Source organism: Arthrobacter sp. K410C, from assembly GCF_059090105.1.
Window position 1 is genome coordinate 247,213 of record NZ_JBNHFJ010000002.1, and the last position, 24,857, is coordinate 272,069.

Here is a 24,857-nt window from a genome sequence, read left to right on the forward strand (position 1 = left end):
GTGGTGACGAACGCCATGGCCTGCCAGCCGCCGTCGTACCCCGACACTAGGATTAGTCTGTGGCCGGCCTGATCAAACGCGAAGATATTGACGAAGTACGCCAGCGCACGGACATCAAGGAAGTCGTTGACGGCTACGTAACGCTTAAAGGCGCCGGGCTGGGGACCTTCAAAGGCCTGTGCCCGTTCCATGATGAGCGCTCGCCGTCGTTCACTGTCCGGCCCCAGGTGGGCCGCTACCACTGCTTCGGCTGCGGCGAGGACGGCGACGTCATTGCCTTCGTCCAGAAGCAGGACCACAGCTCGTTCCAGGAGGCCGTCGAGAAACTCGCGGCCCGCATCGGCTACGAGCTGCGGTACGAGGACGGCGGCACCGGCCCCAACCGGGAGGAAGTGGGCCGCCGGCAGCGGCTGCTGGACGCCCACAAGATCGCGGACGAATTCTTCCGCGCCCAGCTGCTGACTCCAGGGGCGGCGGAGGCGCGGACCTTCCTGCACGGCCGCGGCTTTGACCGCGCGGCGGCGGAGCATTTCGGCTGCGGCTACGCGCCGCAAGGCTGGGACGCGCTCCTCAAGCACCTCCGCGGGCGTGGCTTCACGGACGCCGAACTGAAGCTCACCGGCATGTTTTCCGAAGGCAACCGGGGTATTTACGACCGTTTCCGCGGCCGCCTCATCTGGCCCATCCGGGACATCGCCGGGGACACCATCGGCTTCGGCGCGCGCAAACTCTACGAGGACGACCAGGGCCCCAAGTACCTCAACACCCCGGAAACGGCGCTGTACAAGAAGTCCCAGGTCCTCTACGGCATCGACCTCGGCAAACGCAGCATCGCGAAGGACCGCCAGCTGGTGGTAGTCGAGGGCTACACCGATGTCATGGCCTGCCACCTGGCAGGAATCACGACGGCGGTGGCCACCTGCGGCACCGCGTTCGGCACCGAACACATCAAGATTGCCCGCCGGCTGCTGTCCGATGACGGCACCGGGGGAGAGGTGATCTTCTGCTTCGACGGCGACGCCGCGGGCCAGAAGGCCGCGCTGCGGGCGTTCGAGGAGGACCAGCGCTTCACTGCCCAGACCTACGTGGCTGTGGAGCCCACCGGCGCCGACCCCTGCGACCTGCGCCAAAGCAAGGGCGATGAGGCGGTGCACGCCCTGGTGCAGTCCCGCCGGCCGCTGTTCGAATTCGCCATCCGCGCCACGCTGAAGCAGTTCAACCTGGACACGGTGGAAGGCCGGGTGCAGGGCCTGAAGGCCTCCGTGCCCGTGGTGGCGGCCATCCGCGACGCGTCCACCCGCACCGGCTACTGCCAGGCGCTCACGGGCTGGCTGGGCATGCCTGACCCGAACGAGGTGCTGCGGCTGGTGAATGCAGCGGTTAAGCGCGGAGACACCGGACGCCCGCCCGCACCCGGTTCCCAGCCCCAGGGCCAGCAGCCGGCCCCCGCTCCGGCCGGCGGGCCGGGCGTGGCAGCGGGTCCGTCGACGGGAGCCGTGCCGTCCTTCCACCGGCCGGACCCCCGCGACCCCGTGGCCTCCATGGAGCGCCAGGCACTCGAGGTGGCCCTCCAGATGCCGTCCCTGCTGGAAGGAGGCGTGTGGGACCGGTTCGCTGCTGCCAGGTTCGCCACCCCGGCTTTCCAGGCCGTCCACGACGCCATGCGTGCCACCGGGCCGGGCCTGGTGGTGGATCCCGTGCGGTGGGTGGAGCACGTGATGCACGAGGTGCCGGAACCGCTGCGGCCGCTGGTATCCGAGCTGGCTGTGGTGCCGCTGCCCGCGAGCACGGAGGAAGCGGTGCAGAAGTACTGCCGGGACATCCTGTCCCGCCTGTTCGAGCTGCAGATCACCCGGGTCAAGGCGGACAAGATGGGCCAGTTGCAGCGGCTGGACCCGGCAGCGGATCCGGAAACCTACCAGCGGCTCAACCGGGAACTGCTGATGCTGGAAATGGAGCGCCGGGCGCTGCGTGCCGAGGCGTAGCCTGGCCCGCACGGCAGGGCCCGGTTCCCCGATTTCGTTTCCCGGGCAGGTCTTTGCTAGGCTAATACCCGCTTCATTCCTCCTTAGCTCAATTGGCAGAGCATTCGACTGTTAATCGAAGGGTTGCTGGTTCAAGTCCAGCAGGAGGAGCTTCCAATCCCCGTTCCGGTCTTCCGGAGCGGGGATTTTTGTTGTCCGGCGGGGCTGCTGTGCGTCCGGGGGCAACCCCTTTTGCCGCGGAAATCAGCCGATTTCACTTTCGCCGGACACCTTTGCTAATGTCGTACCTGCTTCATTCCTCCTTAGCTCAATTGGCAGAGCATTCGACTGTTAATCGAAGGGTTGCTGGTTCAAGTCCAGCAGGAGGAGCTTCACCAAAAAGTCCCCGTCCTTCCAGCTGGAAGGACGGGGACTTTTCCATGTTCAGACGAAATCCATTTCCACCTGCAGGAACCGCTCGGCCTCGGCGATGGCGGCCTCGAAGGCTTCCTTTTCCGTAGGGGACCGGCGCGGCTGCCGCGGGCTCCATTCATGCGAGGCCGAGTGGATCCGGACGAATCCGGTGTCCGGCGGCGCGTAGAAGATCCCGAACCGCTGCACGGGCCATTCCGGGGAGGTTTCCGGGGCCACCAGCAGGGCCGCCTTGAACGCGGGGTTGAACCATTGGGCAATCGGCCGGCGCCGGTCCTCGGTAAAGAGGCCGGCCGCGTACAGTGCAGCCGACTGCTGTCCCATCTGGGCGCGCAGCCGCTCCCACCACAATGGCAGAATCCCGGCGTCGCACCGTTGCCATGTGGCCGGAAGTGGCGGTTGATCCTGCCAGCTGGGCACGGACACATTTTATCGCGGGAGGGGCGCAGCGGGGGCAGATTCCGGAGACAAGGGCAGGCCAGGCGACTCCCGGGCTAAGGCCGGTCCCGGTCCTGGTCCTGATCCTGGTCCCGGTCCCGGTCCTGGCCCCGGCGCCAAGGGCCCGGGTTCACGCGGTACAGCAGCGCCGCGCCCGCCACAGCGCCCAGCGCGATGCCCATGGCGGGGTTGCCCAGGGCACGCCCTGCGAAATAGCCCACGACGGCGCCCAGCACCGTGCCGAGGAAGAGCCCGCGTCCGTTGCGCTGGGGCTTGCGGGTCATGGCTTCTTCCCTCCGGGTGCTTGCCGGGGCTGGTCAGTGGAACAGTCCATGGAGTGCATCAGTGGATTGACGGGACCGTGCGCGGGCGGACCACCAGCCAGAGGGCCGCGATGGCCAGCAGGATGCAGCCTGCCTGGACTGCCCCCATGGGCGCGGCGCTGGTGATGCCAAGCCAGCCCACCACCGGCGAAATGAGGCCGGCGATCATGAAGGTGGCTGCACCCAGGAGGGACGCCGCAGTGCCTGCCTGGGAGGCATGGCCGGCCAGGGCAAGGACCTGGACGCAGGGGAACATGAATCCGGTGCCCATGATGTAGAACCACAGCGGGACCATGACGCCCCACAGGCCAAAGCCCAGCTGGTCGAACAGCACGATCAGCATGGCCATGAAGAACAGCCAGGCCGTGGCCCCGGCCATGATCCACTGCGGGGGAACCCGGCGGATCAGACGCGAGCTGGTTTGCACTCCGGCCACGATGCCCAGGGAGTTGATGCCGAACAGCAGGCCGTACTCCTGGGCCGAGAACCCGAACACGTCCTGGAACAGGAAGGGCGAGGCGGAGAGGTACGTGAAGAGTCCGCCAAAATTAAGCCCCGCCACCATGAGCAGGCCCACGAAGATCCGGTCGCTGAAGAGCACGCGGTAACGCTGCCGGACGGTCATGCCGCTCTGGCCGCGCTTCTCCCGGGGGAGGGTCTCGCGGACAAGGAACAGGGCGGCGACAATGACCACGGTGCCGTAGGAGGCAAGGAACACGAAGATCCCGGGCCACTCCATCACCAGCAGCAGTTGCGATCCGATGACCGGTGCGAGGATCGGCGCCAGGCCGTTGACCAGGCTCATCCGGGAGAACATCCGCACCATCGCATACCCGGAGAAGAGGTCACGCACCATGGCCATCGCAACCACGCCGCCACCGGCAGCGCCGACGCCCATCAGTACCCGGAAGATGCCCAGCGTGGTGATGTCCGTGGACAGGGCCGCCCCCAGTGACGCGGCGATGTGCAGGGCCGTGGCCAGGATCAGCGGATACCTGCGGCCGAACTTGTCGCTGAACGGGCCCACCACCAGTTGCCCGAAGGCAAAGCCCACGGTTGTCCCGGCCAGGGTCAGCTGGACCTGAGCCTCGGTAACCCCAAGGCTCGCCTCCAGGGCGGGAAACGCCGGCAGGTAGAGGTCGATCGTGAACGGACCCAGGGCCGTCAGCGCACCGAGAAGGAGGATGTACAGAAGCTTCCGGCGTCGGCTCAGCAAATCACCCGGATTGGAGGGAGTGGTCACGGATGTCAATCCTAGGCCCGGCGGGCCGGGATTTTCAGCGTTGTAGGCCGCGCCGTCCGGCAAGCCCCGAAGTTCGCCCTGAACCTGAATGGTAGTTTTGTGCCGGGGACTGTGCCGAGCACTTTCCTGCAGGATACGGAAGCCGGATCGAACAAAACCAGTAAGGCGGAACCGATGAGCGGACGTCACAGCGGGGGCACCAGCCCCGGATTGCGCATCACCGCGCTGCCCAGGACGCTAAAACTCCTCTTCCGGCTGGCCCCGCGCCAGCTGAACGACGAGATCGCCTTCGCCAAGTTCGAACTTAAGCGCAAGGGCGTCCAGGTGGGCGTCGCTGCCGCCTTCTTCGCCGTGGCACTGGTCTTCCTGGCATTCCTGCTGATTGGGCTCATCGTTGCGGCCATCATGGGACTGGCCACCATCATGCCCGCCTGGCTGGCCGCTTTGCTGGTATCCGCGGCGTTCATGCTGATAGCGCTCATCGGCGGCCTGATCGGCCTGCGCAAGTTCAAGAAGGCCATGCCCCTGCTTCCGGAAGAAACCATCCGGGGCATTAGGCACGACGTCGGCGTCGCCAGGGAAGGTTCCGCCTTCAACGCCGCCGTCCTCGACCCGGACAGCCCCGAGGCAAAAGCTGCCAAGGCTGCCAAGGAGCAGGCGGCCGCCAAGGCCAAGGCCGAGAAGGCGGCAAAGGCGGCCGAGCACGACAAGGAATTCCCGCACGCTTCCGAACCGGAGCTGGCGCGCCGCCTCAACCAGCGCCGCCACCACCTCACCGAGGTCCGCGACGAGCTCGGCAGCGAACTGGACGTCAAGACGCAGGCGCAGTACCTGCTCGCCGCAGCCCAGGGCAAGGTCCGGGAGGGCCAGGCACTCGCCCTTCGCGCGAAGGATTCCGCCGGTGAAAGGCTGGCCGCGCTCTCCGGTTCCACCGGGGGACTGCAAAATCGCTGGAAGCCGCTGGCGGCACTGGCGGCCGCGGGGACGGTCCTGCTGGTCCTGCTCCGGAAACTGATCCGGACGTACTAGCAGCCGGCCCACCGGCCATTGACCGCCGGCGCGCTTGCCGGCCACGACAAGACCGCGCCAACCAGGCGCAGGAAGGGAAGGGGGACGGGTGAAATTTATCGGTGCCGGCGCCCGTCCCGGACGCCCCCAGGTGGACCATGACGTGGTCTTCACCATCCCCAACCTGCTCACAGTGGTGCGGTTCATGGGCGTTCCGCTTTTCATCTGGCTGGTCCTGGCACAAAAGGAATACGGCGCCGGAGTAGTTGTCCTCGCCGTCATGGCAAGCACCGACTGGATCGATGGCTACATCGCCCGCCGCTTCGACCAGGCTTCGAAGCTGGGCCGTGTCCTGGACCCCATCGCCGACCGGCTTGCCCTGATCGCCGTAGCGGTCACGCTGGTGATTGCCGGCGTCGTGCATTGGCTCTACCTCGCCGCGCTGGTGGTTCCGGACGCCGTCCTGCTGGTCCTGACGCTCTCGTTCTTCGGCGGCCACCCCGACCTTCCGGTCAGCGTGGTGGGCAAAGTGCGGACCGGGCTGCTGCTCCTGGGGACGCCGATGCTGGTTCTTTCAAAGCTGGATACCGGATTTTCGTACGGGTTGTTCGTGGCCGCCTGGATTGTGCTGGGCCTCGGTCTGATCGGCCACTGGATCGCGGCCTACAACTACTTTTGGGCCATCCTGCGGAAAGGCAGAAGGCAGCAGCATCACGACGGCGGGACCACCTGATGGTCTGGGTGGCCGTTCTGCTTGCACTGCTTGGAGCCTTTTGCCTCGCCCTGGGTGCCCAGCGGCAGGGAAGCGCCGTCAAGGCAGACACCGGGGGGTTGGCACTCAGCTCGAACAGCTTCCTCCGCCTGCTCAGGAACCCGCGGTGGGTGTTCGGCCTCCTGCTGCTGTGCGCTGGCATGGCCATGAACGCAGTGGCGCTCGTGTCCGCCCCGCTCACTGTCGTCCAGCCAATTGGCGCCATCGCCCTCGTCATCACAACCATCATCAATGCCAAGGACCAAGACCTCACCATCAACCGGGCAACGGTAGTGGCCATTGCCGCTTGCGTGACCGGGTCTGCGCTCTTTGTCCTCCTGGCGGTCACCGTCACCCAGGAAACCCACCATGTGAGCCTCGACGCCGAACTCACCATCGTGCTGTTGCTGGCCCTCGCCGTTGGACTCTTCGGCACATTGGCCGTCATGTTCAAGCACCGGATAAACGCTTTCGTCTATATCCTCGGTGCCGGCGTCCTCTTTGGATTCGTGGCCGTCCTCACCCGCATCATCGGCAAACACCTTTTGGACCCCAACGGGTTGTTCCTGCTGAACGTGCAGTGGTATTCGGTAGTGGCCCTCATCGCGGCAGGAGGGCTGGGGTCATGGTTTGTCCAAAGCGCCTACTCCTCGGGTCCGCCAGACCTCGTTATCGCGGGCCTCACAGTGATCGATCCTCTCGTGGGGATAGCCATCGGGATCGTCATCCTCGGCGAACTCCGGCCCGATGTGCATGCCGTTATGGCGATTGCCATGGGAACCGCAGCTTCCCTTGCTATCGTTGGGGTTATCGCCCTTTCCCGCCACCATCCCGAGGTCACCAAGCGCAAGAAGGACGCGCGGAAGACCGCGGGCAGGCCCTCCCACTAGCCCGTTCCACTACAGATCCAGCAAAGTCCACGAAGCCGGGCAGAACCACGCCGGGCCAGCCGTGCTGCCAGTCATCGCTGTCCGCACCGTGACCATCAGGAGTTTTCCACGTGACCACGCCAGCCGACCAGCCGCCACTGACCATCCTGATCGCCGCGGACACCTATCCGCCCCACGTCAATGGCGCAGCCCAGTTCGGCTATCGCCTGGCCAAGGGCATGACCGGCCGGGGCCACAACGTGCACGTGCTGGCCTGCCGGGACGGCAAGGGGAAGAGCTTCACGGAGTTCCGTGAGGAGGCGACGGTGCACCGGCTCCGCTCCCACGCCGCCCCCACCCATGAATACTTTCGCATCTGCTTCCCCTGGGAAATCAAAAAGGAAATCAGCCTGCTGTTCGACCGCGTGAAGCCGGACGTGGTCCATATCCAGAGCCACTACATGATCGGCGAGCACGTTCTGTACGAGGCCGTGAAGCGCGGTGTGCGGATCGTGGCCACCAACCACTTCATGCCGGAAAACCTCAACCCGTTCCTGCCATTCCCGCAGTGGTTCAAGGACATCATCGGCCGCATCTCCTGGAAGGACATGGGCAAGGTGATGGGCCAGGCGGACGTGATTACCACCCCCACGCCGCTCGCGGCCAAGGCCATGCACGAGCATGCTTTCCTTCGCAAGGTCCTGCCGCTGTCCAACGGCATCGACTCCGCCGCCTACGAGCTGCAGCCGGGCGAGCTGATCGAGCCGCACCCGCACCCCACCGTGATGTTCGCCGGCCGGCTCGCGGAGGAAAAACACGTCGACGTCCTCATCCGGGCCATCGGCAAGACCCCGCCGGAGCTGAACGTGCACCTGGAGATCGTGGGCGGCGGCGAAGTACGGACCGCACTGGAGGAACTGGTGCAGCGGCTGGGCCTGGGCAGCCGGGTGAAGTTCCTGGGCCTGGTCAGCGACGAGGACCTGCGGAAGGCCTATATCAAGGCAGATCTTTTCTGCATGCCGGGCACTGCCGAGCTGCAGTCGCTGGTGACCCTCGAGGCCATGTCCGCCTCCACCCCGGTGGTGTTGGCGGACGCCATGGCGCTGCCGCACTTGGTGCGCGACGGCGAAAACGGCTACCTCTTCACCCCCAATGACAGCGATGACCTGGCCAAGAAGATCACCCAGATCCTCCAGCTGCCCAAGGACCAGCAGGAGGCCATGGGCAGGGCAAGCCGGGCGATGGTGGAACCGCACAGCATCCAGGGCACCCTGCAGACCTTCGAAGACCTCTACCGTGGCGCGGGTTACGAGGACAAGGTGGTCTAAAACCCCTTCCGGGTTTTGCTAGAGTGTTTTTGCCCTGCCGCCGCAGTTCGTTTTCGCTGTGGCCGGGCGGCACGGGGCTATAGCTCAGCTGGTTAGAGCGCGGGACTCATAATCCTAAGGTCCTCGGTTCAAGTCCGAGTAGCCCTACTCCTGAAACCGCGGCCGACGATTCTCGTCAGCCGCGGTTTCCTTTGTTAAGCGCCTGATGTGCGGTATGTTACTGACCAGTAACTTACTCCTCTCCGCTGTGGAGAGTACCGGCCGCTGAACACCTGGAGGGCAACCATGTCCACGCCTGCTGCAGACCCCTTTGACCTTCCCTACGCCGACGGCGACTTCTACGCCTTTGAGCAGCTGCTCACCGCCAAGGAGCAGGACCGGCTGGCTGAAGTCCGGGACTTCCTGGCGCGGGAAGTGCGGCCCATCGCCGTGGACTTCTGGAACCGTGGCGAGTTCCCGATGAACCTCATTCCCAAGCTCGCCGAGCTTGACCTGGTCAGCCCGGTCCGGCGGCAGGGCTGCTCCAACCTGTTCGCCGGCCTGCTCCATGCCGAAGTAACACGCGCCGATGCCTCTATCGCCACCTTCATGGGCGTTCACGACGGGCTGTTTACCGGGTCCATCGAAACCCTCGCCTCGCAGGAGCAGAAGGACGCGTGGCTTCCCGATATTTACGCCCTGAAGAAGATCGGAGCTTTCGGGCTCACCGAGCCGCTGGGCGGAAGTGACGTTGCCGGCGGTACACGGACCATCGCGCGGCGGGACGGCGCCAACTGGATCCTCAACGGGGCCAAGCGCTGGATCGGCAACGCCACCTTCTCCGACTGGGTCGTCGTGTATGCGCGCGACGTGGACGACAACCAGGTCAAGGGCTTCCTGGTGGATACCGCACTCCCAGGTTTCAGCGCGGAAAAGATTGAGAACAAGATCTCCCTCCGCACCGTCCAAAACGCCGACATCACCCTGGACAACGTGGTGGTGCCCGGCTTCTTCAAGCTGGAGCACGCCAACAGTTTCCGCGACGTCAACAAAGTCCTCAAAGTCACCCGCCTCGGTGTCGCCTGGCAGGCGGTGGGCCAGCAGCTGGCCACCTTCGATGTTGCCCGGCGCTACGCGGTAGAGCGGCATCAGTTTGGCCGGCCGCTGGCGTCCTTCCAGCTGGTGCAGAGCCAGCTGGTCACGATTCTGGGCAACGCCGTCAGCTCCATGGGAATGATGGTGCGGCTCTCGCAGCTCGAAGACGCCGGGATGGCCAGGGACGAGCAGTCCGCCTTGGCCAAGGCCTTCACCACCGAGCGGATGCGGGACAGCGCGGCCATCGGCCGGAGCATCCTGGGCGGCAACGGCATCGTGACGGACTACGGGATGGCGAAGATCTTTGCCGACGCCGAGGCCATCTACTCCTACGAGGGAACCGCCGAAATCAACACCCTGGTCACCGGGCGGGCCATCACCGGCATCTCGGCCATTGTTTGACCGACTGTCTTCTGTCTCCGGTCGCCGTTGTGCGACCTCGCTTCGCTAGGGTGGGCCGCCCAGTGGCAGGAGGATGGAAGGCCTCAGGTCCATGACGAACTGCAGGGGATTGACGTAATCATCGCCCCGACGCACGCCCCAATGGATGCAGGCTGCAGTTCCGCAATGGCCGGGAAGTGCCGTGCCTACAACCTGGCCGGCGCCGACTGCGGCCCCGGCCGCGAGGGTGCTCTCAACCGGTTCGAAGCTGCTCCGCAGTCCGTTCCCGTGGTCGATGGTGATCACGGGGCGGTCAACCACGACGCCCACGAAGCTGACCGTGCCGGCTGCCGGAGAGGTAACCGCCACACCGTCATGCGCTGCCGCGAGGTCCACGCCCCGGTGCCCGCTCAGCCATGGCTTCGGTGGAGGATCGAAATCCCGCAGCACCCGCGGCCGTGGCGCAAGCGGCCACTGCCAGGAGGGTGCCGCAACATCGGGGCCAATGTCCTCGGCCGTCGTCGTCCCCGCAGTCGTCTCCGCAGTCGTCCCCGCCGGGGCCGAAAGGGGAGCGGGGCCGAACGGCGGGGGTTGTGCTGCGGACCCCACCGAAGCGGGAAGCATCAGCAGTGCGGCCAGGAGAAGCTGGGGTTTCATGGGGCCAGCATGCGCCCGGAAAAGCGGGGCCGGCAGGCATGGCGGGACCTATGTGGATAAGCCGTTCCTGCCGGCCGGTGCTGTCCGGCGGAAGCGGGTCCCTGTAGTACACTTGGTGGAGCAGTTTGCTGCGCCCTCAACGCTTCCCGTACCAGTGGATCACCCCTGCGGTGCATTTGCCTGTCCGGATTGCGTCGGCACGCCCCATTCAGGAGTGTGGGGGAGCGGCAGCTGACTACGCGCATCCAGCCCTCCACAAGGTGAAAGCTCCAGCCCAGCCTTCAGAGGATCATGCCTCCTTCGGTCCGTGCCCTACAGCGCGGATGGGAAGCGTGATGGATGCCAGGAGCACGGCCCAACCCCGGGCCACGCTAAATCAACCGTCAACTATTGGCAGGGTAAGAAGCCTGAGGGCTCTCTCATGAATGACCTGCCGGAAGGAGCGTCGGCATGCCCGTCGTAACCATGCGCCAGCTGCTTGACAGCGGCGTCCACTTTGGACACCAGACCCGCCGTTGGAACCCGAAGATGAAGCGCTTCATCTTCACCGAGCGCAACGGCATCTACATCATCGACCTGCAGCAGTCGCTGTCCTACATCGACCGCGCCTACGAGTTCGTCAAGGCCACTGTGGCCCACGGCGGCACCGTGCTCTTCGTCGGCACCAAGAAGCAGGCCCAGGAAGCAATTGCCGAGCAGGCAACCCGCGTTGGCCAGCCCTACGTCAACCAGCGCTGGCTCGGCGGTATGCTGACCAACTTCCAGACCGTCGCCAAGCGCATCCAGCGCATGAAGGAACTCGAAGAGATCGACTTCGACGACGTCGCCGGTTCCGCGTACACCAAGAAGGAGCTGCTGCTCCTCAAGCGCGAACTCACCAAGCTCGAGTCCAACCTCGGCGGTATCCGCAACCTGACCAAGGCACCGTCCCTGCTCTGGGTCGTGGACACCAAGAAGGAACACCTCGCCGTTGACGAGGCCAAGAAGCTGAACATCCCGGTTGTGGCCATCCTGGACACCAACTGCGATCCGGACGAAGTCGACTTCCCGATCCCGGGCAACGACGACGCCATCCGCTCCGTGAACCTCCTGACCCGCGTTGTTGCCGACGCTGTTGCCGAGGGCCTCATCGCCCGCAACAACCGCGGCTCGGGCGCTGCCGAAGCTCCGGAAGAGCCGCTGGCCGAGTGGGAGCGCGAACTCCTGGAAGGCAGCAAGGCCGAAGAGGCTGCTGCCCCTGCTGCGGCAGAAGAAGCTGAAGCTCCGGCTGCTGCCGAAGCTCCCGCCGACGACGCCAAGTAAGACAACTAAATCCGGATTCTCCGCGCTGCCTGCAGCCGGAGCTGCTGACAGGATGGCCGCCCATGAAGATGGGCAGCCGTCCTGTCGGTCCGTACACCACAACAAATTTCTAGACAGAGGGGTTCACATGGCGAACTACACTGCCGCGGACATCAAGGCCCTGCGCGAGCGCACCGGCGCCGGCATGATGGACGTCAAGAAGGCTCTTGACGAAGCCAACGGCGACGCCGAGAAGGCCATCGAAATCATCCGCATCAAGGGCCTCAAGGGCGCCACCAAGCGTGAAGGCCGCTCCACCGCCGAAGGCCTCGTGGCTGCCAAGGTCAGCAACGGCGTCGGCGTCATGATCGAGGTCAACTGTGAGACCGACTTCGTTGCCAAGGCTGACAAGTTCATCCAGCTGGCTGACAAGGTCCTGGCCGTTGCCGTCGAGTCCGGCGCTGCCGACCTGGAGACCCTGCTCGCCACCGAGGTCGATGGCAAGCCGCTGTCCGAGGTCGTCGTCGAAGAAGGCGCTGTCCTGGGCGAGAAGGTTGTTGTCCGCCGCATCTCCCGCGTTGAGGGTGCCACGGTTGACGCTTACCTGCACAAGACCTCCAAGGACCTGCCCGCCCAGGTTGGCGTGCTGTTCGCAGTCGACGGTGAAGGCGAAGCCGCTGCCACCGCCGCCCACGACGTTGCCGTGCACATCGCCGCGATGGCCCCGAACTACCTGACCCGCGACGACGTTCCGTCCGAGTTGGTGGAGTCCGAGCGCCGCATCGCCGAAGAAACCGCCAAGGCCGAAGGCAAGCCCGAAGCCGCCCTCACCAAGATCGTGGAAGGCCGCGTGACCGGCTTCTACAAGGGCGAGGTCCTGGTTGACCAGGCATTCGCGAAGGACGCCAAGAAGTCCGTGGCACAGGTCCTCGAAGAGGCCGGTGTCAAGGGAACCGCGTTCACGCGTTTCCGCGTCGGCTCCTAGTCGAAACTGCAAGGGGGTGGCCACTTCGGTGGCCGCCCCTTTTGCATGCACGCGATCTGTGCGAACCGCCGCCGGTATCGACCTTTGGTACCGGCAGGATAACCTTTTTTCAGAGTCATCAACGGGAAGGCATCATGGAAGCCGTCAACACTGTAATCCAGCCAGAGAAAAGCAGGCGCCGGGTCCTCCTGAAGCTTTCCGGCGAGGTCTTCGGCGGCGGGAAACTGGGCGTCGACCCCGAAACCGTCCGCGACGTCGCCAAGCAGATCGCGGCGGCCGTCCCCGAGGTTGAGGTGGCCATCGTGGTTGGCGGCGGCAACTTCTTCCGCGGCGCCGAACTGTCCCAGAGCGGCATGGACCGCTCCCGCGCCGACTACATGGGCATGCTGGGAACCGTCATGAACTGCCTGGCCCTCCAGGACTTCCTGGAACAGGCCGGCGTGGAGACCCGTGTCCAGAGCGCCATCACCATGGGCCAGGTGGCCGAGGCCTACATTCCCCGCCGCGCCATCCGGCACATGGAAAAGGGCCGCGTGGTGATCTTCGGCGCCGGAGCGGGCCTGCCCTACTTCTCCACCGATACCGTTGCCGCGCAGCGTGCGCTCGAGGTCCACGCCGACGTCGTCCTGATGGCCAAGAGTGGAGTGGACGCCGTATACACCGCCGATCCCAAGAAGGACCCCTCTGCCGAGCGGCTTGAAACGCTCAGCTACGACGATGCGCTCCGCCGCGACATCCGTGTCATGGACCAGACGGCCATGACCATGTGCAAGGACAACAACCTCTCCATGGTGGTGTTCGGCATGGAAGGTGAAGGCAACGTCACCCGCGCAATCCTCGGCGAAAAGCTGGGCACGCTGGTCACTGCCTAGCTGCGGCTAGGATGTTTTCAGGACAGTTCCGCCCCCCGCCTTCCAGGACGGGGGACGGAAACAGCAACCGAGAACCGCGTGCACGGAGCCGGCGCCCCGGACTGCACCACAACCGTCAGGAGAGACCGTGATAGAAGAAACCTTGCTCGAAGCCGAAGAGAAGATGGACAAGGCTGTAGAAGTGGCCAAGGAAGACTTCGCCGCCGTCCGCACCGGCCGGGCCAACCCGGGACTCTACAACAAGGTCCTGGTGGACTACTACGGTTCCCCCACGCCGCTGCAGCAGCTGGCCTCGTTCGCCATCCCGGACGCACGGACCATCCTGATCACCCCGTTCGACAAGACCGCGATGCGAGATATCGAACGCGCGCTGAGCGACTCCGAGGTAGGCGCCAACCCGTCCAACGACGGCAACGTCATCCGGATCACCATTCCGGAACTGACCAAGGAACGCCGCAAGGAATACGTCAAGATCGTCAAGACCAAGGGCGAAGACGCCAAGATCTCCATCCGCAACATCCGGCGCAAGGCCAAGGAAGCCCTGGACCGGCTGGTCAAGGACGGCGAGGCCGGCGAGGACGAGGGCACCCGCGCCGAGAAGGAACTGGACAGCATCACCAAGGCCCACGTGGATGGCATCGACGAGCTTCTGAAGCGCAAGGAAGCAGAGCTGCTCGAAGTCTAATGGGCCAGGCAGATCAGGCCCCCGCACCACGGGCACGCACACGGGGGAAGCAGCCCAGGAGCAATCCGACGCCGAAGGCCGGCCGCAACCTGCCGGCCGCCGTCGTGGTGGGCCTTGCCATGCTCTTTGCGGTGCTGGGCGGACTCCTGTTCCTCCCGCTCGCCTTCGTTGCCGTCACCACGGCCTTCGCCGTCTTCGGCGTCTGGGAAATCTATCGGGCGCTGGAAGCCAACGGAACCAGGATGCCCATCGTGCCGGTCATGACCGGCACGGTGGCCATGCCGTTCGTGGCCTACTTCGGCGGTATCGAAAGCCTGCTGTTCGGCATGCTGCTCAGTTCTGTCGCCGTGCTCCTGTGGCGGTCCATCGAAAGCGCAGCAGGCTCGGCCAACAGTATCTTTGCCGGCGTCTTCACCCTGGGCTGGGTCCCGTTCTTCATCAGCTTCGCGGCGCTGCCGCTGCACGCCACCGGCGGGGCCTCCCCGCTGGGGTTCTGGCCCGGCGGGACCATTCCCGAAGGGGCGTGGCAGGTGGCGGTGATGCTCCTGCTGGTCGTGTCCAACGACACCTTCGGTTACCTGGTGGGTGCATCCCTGGGGAAACATCCCATGGCGCCCAAGATCAGCCCGAAGAAGTCCTGGGAGGGATTCGCCGGTTCGGTGGGCGGCGCCGTGCTCATCGGCATCCTTGCCTGCTTGTTCATCCTCGACAAGCCCTGGTGGGTGGGGGTGGTGTTGGCGGTCGGTACCGTGGCCGCTTCCACGGCCGGCGACCTCGCCGAATCCATGGTCAAGCGCGAACTGGGCGTCAAGGACATGAGCAGCATCCTGCCCGGGCATGGTGGAGTCATGGACAGGCTCGACTCCATCGTGTTTGCATCCCCTGTTGTCTTTGTCCTTTACGGACTGGTCGCCGGAGCCTGACACACACCCGGCTGGCCCGGCACCTCTAAACTGGTGCAGCGGCGCTACGGCCGAAGAGCATTGAAGGAATCACAGTGGCATTGGACATTCATCGGCAGATCCCCGGGTCCTTTGAGCGCGTGCAGCGCAGCGAGTACGGGTACAACGCCAGGCAGGTTGACCAGTTCCTGCAGCGCGCGCGGGTTTCCCTGGAAACCCCCGAAGCCGCAACCCATCCCGTCAACAGTGCCGACGTCCGGGCTGTCTCCTTTGATCCGGTCAAGGGCGGCTACTCGGCCGCGGTGGTGGACGCTGCCCTGGACCGGCTTGAGGACGCCTTCGCCAGGAGGGAACGGGATGAACTGATTGCAGCCCAGGGCGAGGAAGCCTGGCTGCGGGAGATCGGGAACCTTTCCGGGATCCTCCGCGGGCGGTTGCACCGGCCCGACGGCGAGCGTTTCCGCCGCCCAGCCAGGAAGAAGGCGCGCAGCTACAATACGGCAGACGTGGACCGCTTGTGCCGGGAACTCGTGGCGTACCTGGAACAGGACAAGCCGCTGAGCGTGGACAGCGTCCGCCGGGCGGTATTCCGGCCCGCCGTCGGCCGCGAAGGCTACGAGGAAGCCCAGGTGGATGCGTTCCTGGACCGGGTCGTCGAACTGATGGCTGCGATCGACTGACCCGGCCGGCGAGGCTCAGCTTTCGCCCGGCGGGGTGGGGGACAGCGGCGTGAACCTTCGCCAGATTCCGGCGTAGCTGCGGTAGCCGTAGACGGACCACGCAACCACGAACGCGACGGCGCAGATTGCACCCACGATGATCGCCGCCGTCATCCCTGCCTGACCTACCAGGGCCACGCTGACGATGCTGGCCGAGGTGAACGTCAGGAACATGCTGATCCTGGTGAGGACCTCGCTTCGGGTGGTGCTGCGGGATGCCAGCAGGCCCCAGTGCTCGGTGGCGAGCAACTGCGCCCGCACCGCCAGAGGCACCGGCTCCTGCCGGCCTAACGGACTTTCGCCGTCGGTGGATGGCGTCATTGCCCACCCAATCAGCGTTCCGTGGCCAGCGGCCGCTCCGGGGTGTGCAGACGGGTCATGACCCGTGCCATGGACTTCGGTACCCGCCGGGCAGTGGCGAGTGAAACAACCACCATCACCGCGAACGCTGCGGGGACGCTCCACGCAGCCGGCTGTGCCAGCCAGCCCGGGGTATGCCCGGCCCCTGCCACCGCGCTGGTGATCATGGCCCCGCCGCACAGAAGCCCGCCGGTCACCATCCCGGCGATGGCGCCGGCGTCGGTCAGGCCCCGCCACCATATGCCCAGGAGCAGGACGGGACAAACGGTGGAGGCGGTAAAGGCGAATACCAGGCCTACGCTGCCGGCCAGGGTGAAGGAATCGGTCACGAAGGCAAATCCCAGCGGCACGACGGCGGACACCACCGCCGCGAGCCGGAACCCGTTGACGCCGGCGCCCAGGACGTCCTGGCTGATCACGCCGGCCAGGGAGACCACCAGGCCCGACGTGGTGGACAGGAACGCGGCGAAAGCGCCCGCCACCACCAGCGCCGAGAGCAGTTCCCCGGCCGTTCCGCCCACCAGTTTCCCCGGGAGCAGGAGCACCACTGCGTCGGCCTGGCCGGAACGTGCCAGGTCCGGGGCAAACATTCGTGCCACCAGACCGCAGGCGGTGGGAAACAGGTAGAAGACGGAGAGCAGCCCCAGGACGATCAGGGTGGTCCGCCGCGCGGAATGCCCGTCCGGGTTGGTGTAGAACCGGACCAGCACGTGCGGCAGCCCCAGCGTGCCGAACAGCAGGGCCACCATCAGGGAAACGCCCTGGTAGAGCCCGGCAGGGGGTGCACCGGTGGGATTGACCGCGGGCGGCGACAGCTCGGGGGTGCCGTTGCCGGCGAGCATGAACATGATGAACAGCACGGGCACTGCCAGGGCTGTCAGCTTCAGCCAGTACTGGAACGCCTGGACGAACGTGATGGAGCGCATCCCGCCAGCCACCACCGTGAGGCAGACGACCACCACGACAGCCAAGGACCCCACCCACGACGGCAGGCCGGTGGTGATCCGGATGGTCAGGGCGGCGCCCTGCAGCTGCGGGACGATGTAGAGCCAGCCCACCAGCACCACCACCAGGCTGGTAACCTTGCGGACGGCCCGCGAGTCCAGCCTGGCCTCGGTGAAATCAGGAATCGTATACGCGCCGGAGCGCCGCAGCGGCGCCGCCACGAACAGCAGCAGCATCAGGTACCCCGCCGTGTATCCCACCGGAAACCACAGCGCGTCGGTACCGGACAGCAGGATGAGTCCGGCCACACCCAGGAAACTCGCGGCGGACAGGTACTCGCCGCCAATGGCCGAGGCATTCCACCAGGGGCGCACGGTCCGTGATGCCACGTAGAAGTCGCCGGTGGTGCGGGAGATCCGCAGGCCGTAGAAGCCGATCACCGCTGTGGCCACGGAAACCACGGCCAGGGAAGTGATCGCCACGCCGGGATTCACTGTGGCGTCACCTTGCCCCGCCCGCCCGCACCCTGGTCACCGGCACGATGCTCGTTTGGCACCGCGCTCACTGGTCACCGGCCAGGTCGCGGTAGCGGGCCTCGTTGCGGGCGGCAGTCCGGATGTACAGCCACGCGCTGAGCCCGATCACGGGGTAGGTTCCCACCCCCAGCAGGAGCCAGCCGAACGGGATTCCCGCCACGCGGGCTTCTGACAGGCCCGGGACTGTGGCCAGGAGCAGCGGAAACGCGGCAAGGATCAGCAGGAAGCCGAAGGCCACTACCAGGGCCAGCCGCAGCTGCGACCTGATCAGGGACCGGACGAAAACCTGGCCCACGTCCGATTCCAGCGCGGCTTCGCGGCTCTCCTGCGCGGCCCGGGCCGCGGTGGCGGGAGCGGTCACGCGCACCCTGGTCATGCGCTGGGCCTGATCCGGGTGGCCTCAAGCTTTTCCCGCACCAGGGGCAGGTGGCGCCTGCTGATCGGAAGGCTGGCCCCTGCCACCGTGACGCAGGGACCGTCGGCCGCAAGCTTCATGGAGGTGACGTGCTTGAGCGACACCAGGTAGGAACGGTGTGTACGGATAAAACCGGCTTCCGCCCACTGCTGCTCAAGATCGGCCAGCGGGACCCGGATGAGGTAGCTGGCGTCGGCTGTGTGGAGCCGGGCATAGTCTCCCTGCGCCTGCACGTGCGTGACGTCGTCGCGCCTGATCATTTTGGTGGTTCCGCCCTGGTCCACCGTGATCATCTCCGGCGAGCCGCCGCCGTCGCGCAGCTCTGCGATCCGGCCCACCGACCGGGCCAGGCGCTCTGCCCGGATGGGCTTGAGGAGGTAGTCGACGGCGGCGAGTTCGAAGGCCGCCAGGGCGTGTTCCTCGTCCGCGGTGACAAACACTACCGCCGGCGGATTACTGCTCGTGGAAATGGCGCGGGCGATGTCCAGTCCGGAGACGGCCGGCATATGGATGTCCAGGAAGACGGCGTCCACGGACCCGGTGGACAAGGCCCGGAGGGCTTCGGTCCCGGAGGTCGCGCGGAGGATTTTGCCGATCCTGGCGTCCCTGCCCAGCAGGAACGCGAGTTCTTCCACGGCGGGCAGCTCATCATCAACGACGAGGACGTTAATCATCCTCCTAGGGTAGCTTTCCGGCGGCGCGAGCCGGATCAGGCGTCATGGCCGGGCTGGGACTTGGGCACCCGCATGGTGATCAGGGTGCCTTCGCCTGGAGCTGTCTCGATGATCAGCCCGTGCTCGTTGCCGTAGACCTGGCGGAGCCGGGCGTCCACGTTCCGCAGCCCCACGTGCTCGCCATCGGTATGCCCGGCGAGCATTGACTGGAGCTGCGCGGGGTCCATGCCCACGCCGTCGTCCTCGATGGTCACCTCGGCAAACGCTCCGGCGTCTTCCGCGGTGATGCTGATGTGGCCCGGCCCTTCCTTGGCTTCCAGGCCGTGCCGCACGGCGTTCTCCACCAGCGGCTGCAGGCTGAGGAACGGGATCACCGTGCTGAGCACCTCGGGCGCCACCCGCAGGCTGACCTGCACCCGCTCGCCGAAGCGGGCGCGCTCCAACAGCAGGTAGCGGTCAATGCAGCGCAGTTCCTCGGCGAGCGTGGTGAAGTCCCCGTGCCGGCGGAACGAATAGCGCGTGAAGTCCGCGAACTCGACCACCAGTTCCCGCGCCCGCTGGGGATCCGTGTTGATGAAGGAGGCGATGGCGTTGAGGGAGTTGTAGATGAAGTGCGGGCTGATCTGCGCCCGCAGCGCCCGCACCTCGGCTTCCATCAGCAGGGTCCGGGACGCGTCCAGCTCTGCCAGCTCCACCTGGACGGCCACCCAGTCCGCCACCTCGCCGGTAGCCCGCACCAGTCCGGCGCCGGCCGACGGCGCGAAAGCCGCGACGGCGCCCACCACGCGGGAGTCTGCCCGCACGGGCGCGATGACGGCCGCAAGGCCGCCGCCGGTACCGTCCGCGCCGGCCGGCAACACGGCGGTCCGGCCTCCTGCCAGAACGGGAGCAGCAAGTTCCATCAGCCGGGGCTTGAGTTCCTCGCCTGCGCCGTCCCAGGCCAGGACGCCGGACGTGTCCGTGATGGCCAGGGCATCCGAGCCCAGCAGGGTGCGCAGTTGCCGGCTGGCTTTCGCCGCCCCGGCCGGATTCAGGCCGCGCCGCAGGTGCTGGCCGGCCTGGGACGCCGCGTGCAGCGTGTGGTAGGTGGCGCGTTCGGCGTCCGTGCCGAGGTCCCGGAAGGAGCGGAGCACCTTGAGTCCCACGCCGACGACGACGGCGATGGCCATGGCGATCACGGCCACGGCCGCGGCGGTCAGGAGGGGGGAGTCCGGCATGGAGCCCAGCGTAGCGGCGGGTGCCGTTTGCCGCAGCATCCCGACCGTTGAGCGACCACGGGCGCCCTTCCACTGGAATCCGGCGGCAGGCACCCGCACAGTGATTGGAGTCACACCCAAGGTGTGCCTGCGCAGGGCCGCCGGCCGGTGTGTCCCGGCAAGTCTCAACGAGGAGGAACGATGGGTCACGATGCCCATACTCCGGACGCAGCGGCGTCCGTGGACTTTGAACAGGTCCAGTCGACCGGGCAGTTCCAGGAACTGCGCAAGCGTCACCGCAGCTTTGTCTTCCCCATGGCAGTGGCCTTCCTGCTGTGGTACTTCGCCTACGTCCTGCTCGCCGACTACGCCGTGGGATTCATGTCCACGAAGGTCTGGGGCAACATCAACATCGGACTGATCCTCGGCCTGCTGCAGTTCGTCTCAACATTTGCAATCACCAGCTGGTACGTCAGTTACTCGAACCGGCGGCTGGACCCCATCGCCGCGGATATCCGGAATGAGATTGAAGGACATGAGTTTGATAAGGATGGCAATCGAGTGGGCGAGGTAAACAAGTGACCGGGATTCCCGCAGCGGTTGATGTCGCCGCCCTCAAGGACACCACCCTGCTGAACATGGGCGTCTTCGCACTGTTCGTGGCCGTTACCATGGTGATCGTCTTCCGGGCCAGCCGGAACAACAAGACCGCCGCGGACTACTACGCCGCCGGACGCTCCTTCACCGGATCCCAGAATGGAACTGCCATCGCCGGGGACTACCTCTCTGCAGCGTCCTTCCTGGGCATCACCGGCGCCATCGCCATCAACGGATATGACGGATTCATGTACTCCATCGGCTTCCTGGTGGCCTGGCTCGTGGCGCTGCTCCTGGTGGCTGAGCTGCTTCGCAACACCGGCAAGTTCACCATGGCGGACGTGCTGTCCTTCCGGCTCAAGCAGCGGCCCGTCCGGATTGCCGCCGCCATCTCCACCCTTGCCGTCTGCTTCTTCTACCTCCTCGCCCAGATGGCCGGCGCCGGCAGCCTCATCTCCCTGCTCCTGGGCATCAGCGACTGGGGCGGACAGGCCCTGGTGATCATCGTCGTCGGCGGCCTCATGATCATGTACGTCCTCATCGGCGGCATGAAGGGCACCACCTGGGTCCAGATCATCAAGGCAGTCCTGCTCATCGCCGGCGCGGCCGTCATGACGCTCTGGGTCCTGGCCATCTACGGCTTCAACCTCTCCAGCCTGCTGGGCGCCGCAGTGGAAACCGCCAACAACCCGGCGGTGCTGAACCCCGGCCTGCAGTACGGCAAGACCGAAACCTCCAAGCTGGACTTCATGTCCCTGGGCCTGGCCCTGGTCCTGGGCACGGCCGCCCTGCCCCACGTCCTGATGCGCTTCTACACGGTCCCCACCGCCAAGGAAGCCCGCAAGTCCGTGGTGTGGGCCATCTGGCTGATCGGCCTCTTCTACCTGTTCACCCTGGTGCTCGGTTACGGTGCAGCTGCCCTGGTGGGTCCCGAAACCATCAAGACTGCCCCGGGCGGCGTCAACTCCGCCGCCCCGCTGCTGGCGTTCTTCCTGGGCGGGCCGCTGCTGCTTGGCTTCATCTCGGCCGTGGCCTTCGCAACCATCCTGGCCGTGGTGGCGGGCCTGACCATCACCGCTGCGGCATCCTTCGCCCATGACATCTACGCCAGCGTCATTGCCAAGGGCAAGGCCGACGCCGACACCGAGGTGAAGGTTGCCCGCCGGACCGTGGTGGTCATCGGCGTCCTGGCCATCCTGGGCGGCATCCTCGCCAACGGGCAGAACGTTGCGTTCCTGGTGGCACTGGCGTTTGCCGTCGCGGCATCCGCCAACCTGCCCACCATCATCTACTCGCTGTTCTGGCGGAAGTTCACCACGCAGGGTGCCATCTGGAGCATGTACGGCGGCCTGGGCGCGGCCATCGTGCTGATCATCTTCTCCCCGGTGGTCTCGGGCGGCGCAACGTCCATGATCAAGGACGCGAACTTTGCCTTCTTCCCGCTGAGCAACCCCGGCATCGTCTCCATCCCGCTGGCCTTCTTCCTGGGATGGCTCGGCACGGTGCTGGACAAGAAGCGCGAGGACAGCGCCAAGCAGGCAGAGATGGAAGTCCGGTCCCTCACCGGGGTCGGCGCCGAAAAGGCCGTCAACCACTGACCGTCCGCCCGCGGCTGCCCTGAAACCGCAGCCACCCTGCAACGAAAAAAGCCTCCGTGCCGAATCATCGGCGCGGAGGCTTTTTCAGCGCTGGTGGTGTCCCCCGGGCGGGGGAGTGAGCCCATGCTCGCCGTGCGGGACGGCGAACTGGCCTGCCGTGGAAGCGGCGAGTCCCGGCGTCGCGATTCCTGCCACCAGCACCGCACCGGCGAAGGCTGCCAGCAGCAGCCGGCCGGGATACGCGGCGGACATCCCGGATGCGGAGGATGGGCTCCGGTGCCGGCCCAGCCACGCCACGGCCGCGATGATCATTAGCGTCAGCAGCAGGGCAGCCAGGTGGCTCAGGTTGAGCCCCCCGCCGGCCGGTGCGCTGAACAGTGCGGCGGCCGCATGGACGGCGGCGGCTGCCAGCAGGGTGCCCCGTGCACTCCGGCTGCCCGGAAAGGTCCCTCGGGCCAAGTGGATCACCGCGCCCGCCAGGAGGCCGGCACCCCAGAGCCCGGCGAGTCCGCCCGCGGCGAACTCCGCCGGCCCTGCGGTATCCGCTGTCCCGGCGAAGAGGCTTGAGGAAATGGCCAGGTTGACGGTGCCGGCACCGAAGCCAGCGAAACCGGCGAAGAGCCGGACGGCGGCAGGTACCGGAGCGTCAGAGGCTTCCGGCGCTTCTCCCGGCTCCAGCGTCCGGGCGGGTGCGGTCCGGTCCATCGTGCCCTAGGCCCGGACGGTTGCCGGAGACTTGTCCAGCGACAGGCCCACACCCAGCAGCAGTACGGCGCTGGCAAGGTGCAGCACGTTGTCAGCGCCGTTCAGGGCGATGATGTTCAGCGGGGAGTTCAGCAGGAACAGGCCAAGCACGCCGACCAGCAGGTAGACGGCGCCAACGGTGGCGTTCACGGAACGGGCGATCTCGGTGCCCTTCAGCCCGGCGAAAAGCAGCGTGGCACCGATGGCGAGGTGGATGACGTTGTGCAGCGGGTTGACTTCGAAAATGATGAGGTTGGCGCCCTCGGTGGCGGCGAAGCCGACGCCGGACGTGACGGCGAAGCCGAGGAGGCCCACCAGCAGGTATACGGCTCCGAAGACGGTGGCGACGAGGCGGTTGGGTGAAGTGCGCATGGCCCGAATCCTTCCGGTAGGGCGGGGGAGGTGTTCCCCGCCGGACTGCGGGTCCCTGGCCGGGACCCTCGGAAGCGATTCGGACCATGCGGAAGTGCGGATGGGTAAAGGCCAGCAATCTTCCTAATGCGGAATCCGGAGCTACGGCGCCGGCCTGAGCTTGATATTGGTCATCTTCAGTTCGTCCGTGCCCTCGAACCGGTATGCCAGGTCCACGTTCTTGCCCTCGCAGGTGATCAGGCCCACGATATCGGCAGACTTGACGCCGTTCTCCGTGGCCACCTGGAGGTCGTTGTACTCCGGCTCGCAGGTATCGTCCATGTTGAGGCTGGCGATGCCGGACATGAACGACTCCTTGGACAGCTGCTCCTGCAGCGCGGGGTCAAGGTAGTCATCGTAGGCTTTGGAGCTCTCCCCGGCGATGACCAGCTTGGTGAAGCCGTCCGCAAGGCCCTTGGCCTGGTTGGTTGCGCTGCCCGCCACATTGACCAGGATGACGATGCCCAGGCCGACCAGCAGCAGGACGCCGCCGATGGCTGTCAGAACCACCCACAGCTTGGGGCGCCTCCTCGCCGGCGGCTCCTCGCCGGGAAGGCCGAACGGGCCTGCGGCCGCGTACTGGCCCGGCTGCTGAGGGAGTTGCTGCTGGCCCGGGCCGGGGTGGCCCGGCTGGTACGGTTCCTGGGGACTGCTCAAGGTGGAGCCTTTCCAAAAATGGTGCTGGGGTGCAGAGGTCCGGTTCGGGTCCCCGGCGAATTTCTGGGACAAGCCTATAACCCGGGCGCCCAGGCCTACTTGCCGGCCGGGTTTCGCCGTCGTAAAACGCTCTTTCAGTTACGGCGCTGTTCCGCAAAACGCCCGCTCACTTTTGGCGCCCCTTCCGCAAACGCCCTCTCACTGACGGCGGGCGAACCGCTTCATCCCTGCGGCAGCCCTCCTCAGCCGCGCGCTGATCCGCGTTCCAGCAGGGGCTGCACGCGGAACGGGATGAGCTCACCCATCGCAAGGGCAGTGTCAGCCCGCTCCACGCCGTCGCAGGCCAGGATCTTGCCGTTGATCCGGAAGAGATCCTCGGCGTCCACTGCCACCACGCGCAGGAGCAGGTCTGCGGATCCGGTGAGGCCGTAGCCTTCCAGGATCTCGGGAATCTCTGCCAGCTGCCCCGCCAGCTGCGTGAGCTTCTGCTGCTGGACGTGCACCGAGATGAAGGCCATCAGGGGGTATCCCAGCGAGGCCGGATTGATGCGCCGCTCGAAGGACAGGAAGGCGTGCTTCTTTTCCAGCTGCGCCAACCTCGCCTGCACGGTGTTCCGGGAGAGGCCCAGCTGCTGGGCAAGCGCCACCACCGTTTTCCGTGGGTCCTCCGCGAGGGCCGATAACAGTCGGGTATCAGTGCCATCCAAAGCTTGCATAATGCGCAAAGCTAGCACGGTCCCGACGCCGGGCACAGAGCATTTTGCTCAAGGATCGGCGCGGCAGTTGTACCCCGTGAGCATTGTGAGTAGGGT

General features: G+C 66.1%; 27 protein-coding genes and 3 tRNA genes. 17 read left to right on the top strand and 13 right to left on the bottom strand.

Annotation, left to right across the window (positions count from 1 at the left end):
- Positions 1 to 59: 59 nt before the first annotated feature.
- The 3 genes from dnaG (at position 60) to AC5RU7_RS06035 (ending at position 2,354) form a co-directional block, all read left to right on the top strand.
- Complete coding sequence (gene dnaG, locus AC5RU7_RS06025; protein ID WP_494051526.1) at positions 60 to 1,985, top strand: DNA primase; 1,926 nt, start codon at positions 60 to 62, stop codon at positions 1,983 to 1,985.
- A 77-nt stretch (positions 1,986 to 2,062) separates the two neighbouring features.
- A tRNA-Asn gene (locus AC5RU7_RS06030) sits at positions 2,063 to 2,135 on the top strand.
- 146 nt (positions 2,136 to 2,281) lie between these two features.
- Positions 2,282 to 2,354: transfer RNA gene (locus tag AC5RU7_RS06035), tRNA-Asn, on the top strand.
- A 54-nt stretch (positions 2,355 to 2,408) separates the two neighbouring features.
- Here the strand turns inward: AC5RU7_RS06035 and AC5RU7_RS06040 are convergent.
- The 3 genes from AC5RU7_RS06040 to AC5RU7_RS06050 form a co-directional block, all read right to left on the bottom strand.
- Positions 2,409 to 2,816: a hypothetical protein gene (locus AC5RU7_RS06040; protein WP_494010500.1), complete on the bottom strand. Its 408-nt coding sequence runs from the start codon at positions 2,814 to 2,816 to the stop codon at positions 2,409 to 2,411.
- Positions 2,817 to 2,890: 74 nt separating this feature from the next.
- Positions 2,891 to 3,118 (bottom strand): hypothetical protein, encoded by a 228-nt coding sequence (locus tag AC5RU7_RS06045; RefSeq protein ID WP_494051527.1) that lies wholly within the window; start codon positions 3,116 to 3,118, stop codon positions 2,891 to 2,893.
- 58 nt (positions 3,119 to 3,176) lie between these two features.
- The gene (locus AC5RU7_RS06050) at positions 3,177 to 4,400 is read right to left on the bottom strand and encodes a multidrug effflux MFS transporter (protein WP_494051528.1); all 1,224 of its coding nucleotides are present in this window, start codon (positions 4,398 to 4,400) and stop codon (positions 3,177 to 3,179) included.
- 174 nt (positions 4,401 to 4,574) lie between these two features.
- On the opposite strand from AC5RU7_RS06050, the gene AC5RU7_RS06055 reads away from it, so the two are divergent.
- The 6 genes from AC5RU7_RS06055 to AC5RU7_RS06080 all read left to right on the top strand — a co-directional run bounded on the left by AC5RU7_RS06055 (position 4,575) and on the right by AC5RU7_RS06080 (position 9,832).
- Positions 4,575 to 5,429, top strand: a complete 855-nt coding sequence (locus tag AC5RU7_RS06055) for a phage holin family protein (RefSeq protein WP_494051529.1) — start codon at positions 4,575 to 4,577, stop codon at positions 5,427 to 5,429.
- 88 nt (positions 5,430 to 5,517) lie between these two features.
- Entirely contained in the window at positions 5,518 to 6,141 is a 624-nt protein-coding gene (locus AC5RU7_RS06060) for a CDP-alcohol phosphatidyltransferase family protein (protein ID WP_494051530.1), read from the top strand.
- A complete protein-coding gene (locus AC5RU7_RS06065) occupies positions 6,141 to 7,049 on the top strand; it encodes a DMT family transporter (RefSeq protein ID WP_494051531.1) in 909 nt (302 codons plus the stop codon). The genes AC5RU7_RS06060 and AC5RU7_RS06065 overlap by 1 nt, the downstream gene beginning before the upstream one ends.
- Before the next feature lie 110 nt (positions 7,050 to 7,159).
- Positions 7,160 to 8,356 (top strand): glycosyltransferase, encoded by a 1,197-nt coding sequence (locus AC5RU7_RS06070; protein ID WP_494010494.1) that lies wholly within the window; start codon positions 7,160 to 7,162, stop codon positions 8,354 to 8,356.
- Positions 8,357 to 8,429: 73 nt separating this feature from the next.
- Positions 8,430 to 8,503 (top strand) — tRNA-Ile (locus AC5RU7_RS06075).
- A 138-nt stretch (positions 8,504 to 8,641) separates the two neighbouring features.
- Positions 8,642 to 9,832, top strand: coding sequence for an acyl-CoA dehydrogenase family protein (locus AC5RU7_RS06080; RefSeq protein WP_494051532.1), 1,191 nt, complete (start codon positions 8,642 to 8,644; stop codon positions 9,830 to 9,832).
- A gap of 45 nt (positions 9,833 to 9,877) precedes the next feature.
- Here AC5RU7_RS06080 and AC5RU7_RS06085 read toward each other — a convergent pair whose 3' ends face one another.
- Positions 9,878 to 10,468 (bottom strand): M23 family metallopeptidase, encoded by a 591-nt coding sequence (locus tag AC5RU7_RS06085; RefSeq protein ID WP_494051533.1) that lies wholly within the window; start codon positions 10,466 to 10,468, stop codon positions 9,878 to 9,880.
- Between the two features lie 450 nt (positions 10,469 to 10,918).
- Between AC5RU7_RS06085 and rpsB the strand changes: the two genes are divergently transcribed.
- The 6 genes from rpsB to AC5RU7_RS06115 all read left to right on the top strand — a co-directional run bounded on the left by rpsB (position 10,919) and on the right by AC5RU7_RS06115 (position 15,873).
- Positions 10,919 to 11,770: a 30S ribosomal protein S2 gene (gene rpsB / locus AC5RU7_RS06090; protein WP_009357887.1), complete on the top strand. Its 852-nt coding sequence runs from the start codon at positions 10,919 to 10,921 to the stop codon at positions 11,768 to 11,770.
- A 127-nt stretch (positions 11,771 to 11,897) separates the two neighbouring features.
- Positions 11,898 to 12,734: a translation elongation factor Ts gene (gene tsf, locus AC5RU7_RS06095; protein ID WP_142044739.1), complete on the top strand. Its 837-nt coding sequence runs from the start codon at positions 11,898 to 11,900 to the stop codon at positions 12,732 to 12,734.
- 134 nt (positions 12,735 to 12,868) lie between these two features.
- Positions 12,869 to 13,606, top strand: coding sequence for a UMP kinase (gene pyrH, locus AC5RU7_RS06100; protein WP_009357885.1), 738 nt, complete (start codon positions 12,869 to 12,871; stop codon positions 13,604 to 13,606).
- 127 nt (positions 13,607 to 13,733) lie between these two features.
- Entirely contained in the window at positions 13,734 to 14,291 is a 558-nt protein-coding gene (frr, locus tag AC5RU7_RS06105; protein WP_494051534.1) for a ribosome recycling factor, read from the top strand.
- On the top strand, positions 14,291 to 15,214 hold the full coding sequence (locus AC5RU7_RS06110) for a phosphatidate cytidylyltransferase (protein WP_494010491.1): 924 nt from the start codon (positions 14,291 to 14,293) through the stop codon (positions 15,212 to 15,214). Before frr ends, AC5RU7_RS06110 begins: the two co-directional genes overlap by 1 nt.
- A gap of 74 nt (positions 15,215 to 15,288) precedes the next feature.
- A complete protein-coding gene (locus AC5RU7_RS06115) occupies positions 15,289 to 15,873 on the top strand; it encodes a DivIVA domain-containing protein (RefSeq protein WP_494051535.1) in 585 nt (194 codons plus the stop codon).
- 15 nt (positions 15,874 to 15,888) lie between these two features.
- On the opposite strand, the gene AC5RU7_RS06120 is transcribed toward AC5RU7_RS06115, so the two are convergent.
- From AC5RU7_RS06120 to AC5RU7_RS06140, 5 genes are all read right to left on the bottom strand, one after another.
- Positions 15,889 to 16,233, bottom strand: a complete 345-nt coding sequence (locus tag AC5RU7_RS06120; protein ID WP_494051536.1) for a hypothetical protein — start codon at positions 16,231 to 16,233, stop codon at positions 15,889 to 15,891.
- Between the two features lie 11 nt (positions 16,234 to 16,244).
- Positions 16,245 to 17,711, bottom strand: a complete 1,467-nt coding sequence (locus tag AC5RU7_RS06125) for a sodium/solute symporter (RefSeq protein ID WP_494051537.1) — start codon at positions 17,709 to 17,711, stop codon at positions 16,245 to 16,247.
- 67 nt (positions 17,712 to 17,778) lie between these two features.
- Positions 17,779 to 18,129 carry a DUF485 domain-containing protein gene (locus AC5RU7_RS06130; RefSeq protein WP_494051538.1) on the bottom strand — a complete coding sequence of 117 codons (351 nt, stop codon included), beginning with the start codon at positions 18,127 to 18,129 and terminating at the stop codon, positions 17,779 to 17,781.
- Entirely contained in the window at positions 18,126 to 18,842 is a 717-nt protein-coding gene (locus AC5RU7_RS06135) for a LytR/AlgR family response regulator transcription factor (protein WP_494051539.1), read from the bottom strand. Before AC5RU7_RS06135 ends, AC5RU7_RS06130 begins: the two co-directional genes overlap by 4 nt.
- A gap of 35 nt (positions 18,843 to 18,877) precedes the next feature.
- Positions 18,878 to 20,059: a sensor histidine kinase gene (locus AC5RU7_RS06140; RefSeq protein WP_494051540.1), complete on the bottom strand. Its 1,182-nt coding sequence runs from the start codon at positions 20,057 to 20,059 to the stop codon at positions 18,878 to 18,880.
- Positions 20,060 to 20,239: 180 nt separating this feature from the next.
- Here AC5RU7_RS06140 and AC5RU7_RS06145 point away from each other — a divergent pair, with 180 nt between their 5' ends.
- Together AC5RU7_RS06145 and AC5RU7_RS06150 are read left to right on the top strand one after the other, a co-directional pair.
- Positions 20,240 to 20,620, top strand: coding sequence for a DUF485 domain-containing protein (locus tag AC5RU7_RS06145; protein WP_494010485.1), 381 nt, complete (start codon positions 20,240 to 20,242; stop codon positions 20,618 to 20,620).
- The gene (locus AC5RU7_RS06150) at positions 20,617 to 22,233 is read left to right on the top strand and encodes a monocarboxylic acid transporter (protein ID WP_494051541.1); all 1,617 of its coding nucleotides are present in this window, start codon (positions 20,617 to 20,619) and stop codon (positions 22,231 to 22,233) included. Before AC5RU7_RS06145 ends, AC5RU7_RS06150 begins: the two co-directional genes overlap by 4 nt.
- 84 nt (positions 22,234 to 22,317) lie before the next feature.
- Here the strand turns inward: AC5RU7_RS06150 and AC5RU7_RS06155 are convergent, their stop codons facing one another.
- The 4 genes from AC5RU7_RS06155 to AC5RU7_RS06170 form a co-directional block, all read right to left on the bottom strand.
- Positions 22,318 to 22,938, bottom strand: a complete 621-nt coding sequence (locus AC5RU7_RS06155; protein WP_494051542.1) for a hypothetical protein — start codon at positions 22,936 to 22,938, stop codon at positions 22,318 to 22,320.
- Between the two features lie 6 nt (positions 22,939 to 22,944).
- Positions 22,945 to 23,349, bottom strand: a complete 405-nt coding sequence (locus AC5RU7_RS06160; RefSeq protein WP_494051543.1) for a DUF4383 domain-containing protein — start codon at positions 23,347 to 23,349, stop codon at positions 22,945 to 22,947.
- Positions 23,350 to 23,490: 141 nt separating this feature from the next.
- Positions 23,491 to 24,045, bottom strand: a complete 555-nt coding sequence (locus AC5RU7_RS06165; RefSeq protein WP_494010481.1) for a hypothetical protein — start codon at positions 24,043 to 24,045, stop codon at positions 23,491 to 23,493.
- 242 nt (positions 24,046 to 24,287) lie between these two features.
- Positions 24,288 to 24,761, bottom strand: coding sequence for an Lrp/AsnC family transcriptional regulator (locus AC5RU7_RS06170; RefSeq protein ID WP_494010480.1), 474 nt, complete (start codon positions 24,759 to 24,761; stop codon positions 24,288 to 24,290).
- Positions 24,762 to 24,857 lie beyond the last annotated feature (96 nt).

What these genes read in the sequence shown, in the direction of transcription:
- AC5RU7_RS06065 (WP_494051531.1), top strand. Translation starts at nt 6,141, where the DNA reads ATGGTCTGGGTGGCCGTTCTGCTTGCACTGCTTGGAGCCTTTTGCCTC.
- AC5RU7_RS06160 (WP_494051543.1), bottom strand. Translation starts at nt 23,349, where the DNA reads ATGCGCACTTCACCCAACCGCCTCGTCGCCACCGTCTTCGGAGCCGTA.
- tsf (WP_142044739.1), top strand. Translation starts at nt 11,898, where the DNA reads ATGGCGAACTACACTGCCGCGGACATCAAGGCCCTGCGCGAGCGCACC.
- AC5RU7_RS06140 (WP_494051540.1), bottom strand. Translation starts at nt 20,059, where the DNA reads ATGCCGGACTCCCCCCTCCTGACCGCCGCGGCCGTGGCCGTGATCGCC.
- AC5RU7_RS06155 (WP_494051542.1), bottom strand. Translation starts at nt 22,938, where the DNA reads ATGGACCGGACCGCACCCGCCCGGACGCTGGAGCCGGGAGAAGCGCCG.
- AC5RU7_RS06135 (WP_494051539.1), bottom strand. Translation starts at nt 18,842, where the DNA reads ATGATTAACGTCCTCGTCGTTGATGATGAGCTGCCCGCCGTGGAAGAA.
- AC5RU7_RS06130 (WP_494051538.1), bottom strand. Translation starts at nt 18,129, where the DNA reads ATGACCAGGGTGCGCGTGACCGCTCCCGCCACCGCGGCCCGGGCCGCG.
- AC5RU7_RS06080 (WP_494051532.1), top strand. Translation starts at nt 8,642, where the DNA reads ATGTCCACGCCTGCTGCAGACCCCTTTGACCTTCCCTACGCCGACGGC.
- AC5RU7_RS06145 (WP_494010485.1), top strand. Translation starts at nt 20,240, where the DNA reads ATGGGTCACGATGCCCATACTCCGGACGCAGCGGCGTCCGTGGACTTT.
- rpsB (WP_009357887.1), top strand. Translation starts at nt 10,919, where the DNA reads ATGCCCGTCGTAACCATGCGCCAGCTGCTTGACAGCGGCGTCCACTTT.
- AC5RU7_RS06045 (WP_494051527.1), bottom strand. Translation starts at nt 3,118, where the DNA reads ATGACCCGCAAGCCCCAGCGCAACGGACGCGGGCTCTTCCTCGGCACG.
- pyrH (WP_009357885.1), top strand. Translation starts at nt 12,869, where the DNA reads ATGGAAGCCGTCAACACTGTAATCCAGCCAGAGAAAAGCAGGCGCCGG.
- AC5RU7_RS06085 (WP_494051533.1), bottom strand. Translation starts at nt 10,468, where the DNA reads ATGAAACCCCAGCTTCTCCTGGCCGCACTGCTGATGCTTCCCGCTTCG.
- AC5RU7_RS06170 (WP_494010480.1), bottom strand. Translation starts at nt 24,761, where the DNA reads ATGCAAGCTTTGGATGGCACTGATACCCGACTGTTATCGGCCCTCGCG.
- AC5RU7_RS06055 (WP_494051529.1), top strand. Translation starts at nt 4,575, where the DNA reads ATGAGCGGACGTCACAGCGGGGGCACCAGCCCCGGATTGCGCATCACC.
- AC5RU7_RS06120 (WP_494051536.1), bottom strand. Translation starts at nt 16,233, where the DNA reads ATGACGCCATCCACCGACGGCGAAAGTCCGTTAGGCCGGCAGGAGCCG.
- AC5RU7_RS06110 (WP_494010491.1), top strand. Translation starts at nt 14,291, where the DNA reads ATGGGCCAGGCAGATCAGGCCCCCGCACCACGGGCACGCACACGGGGG.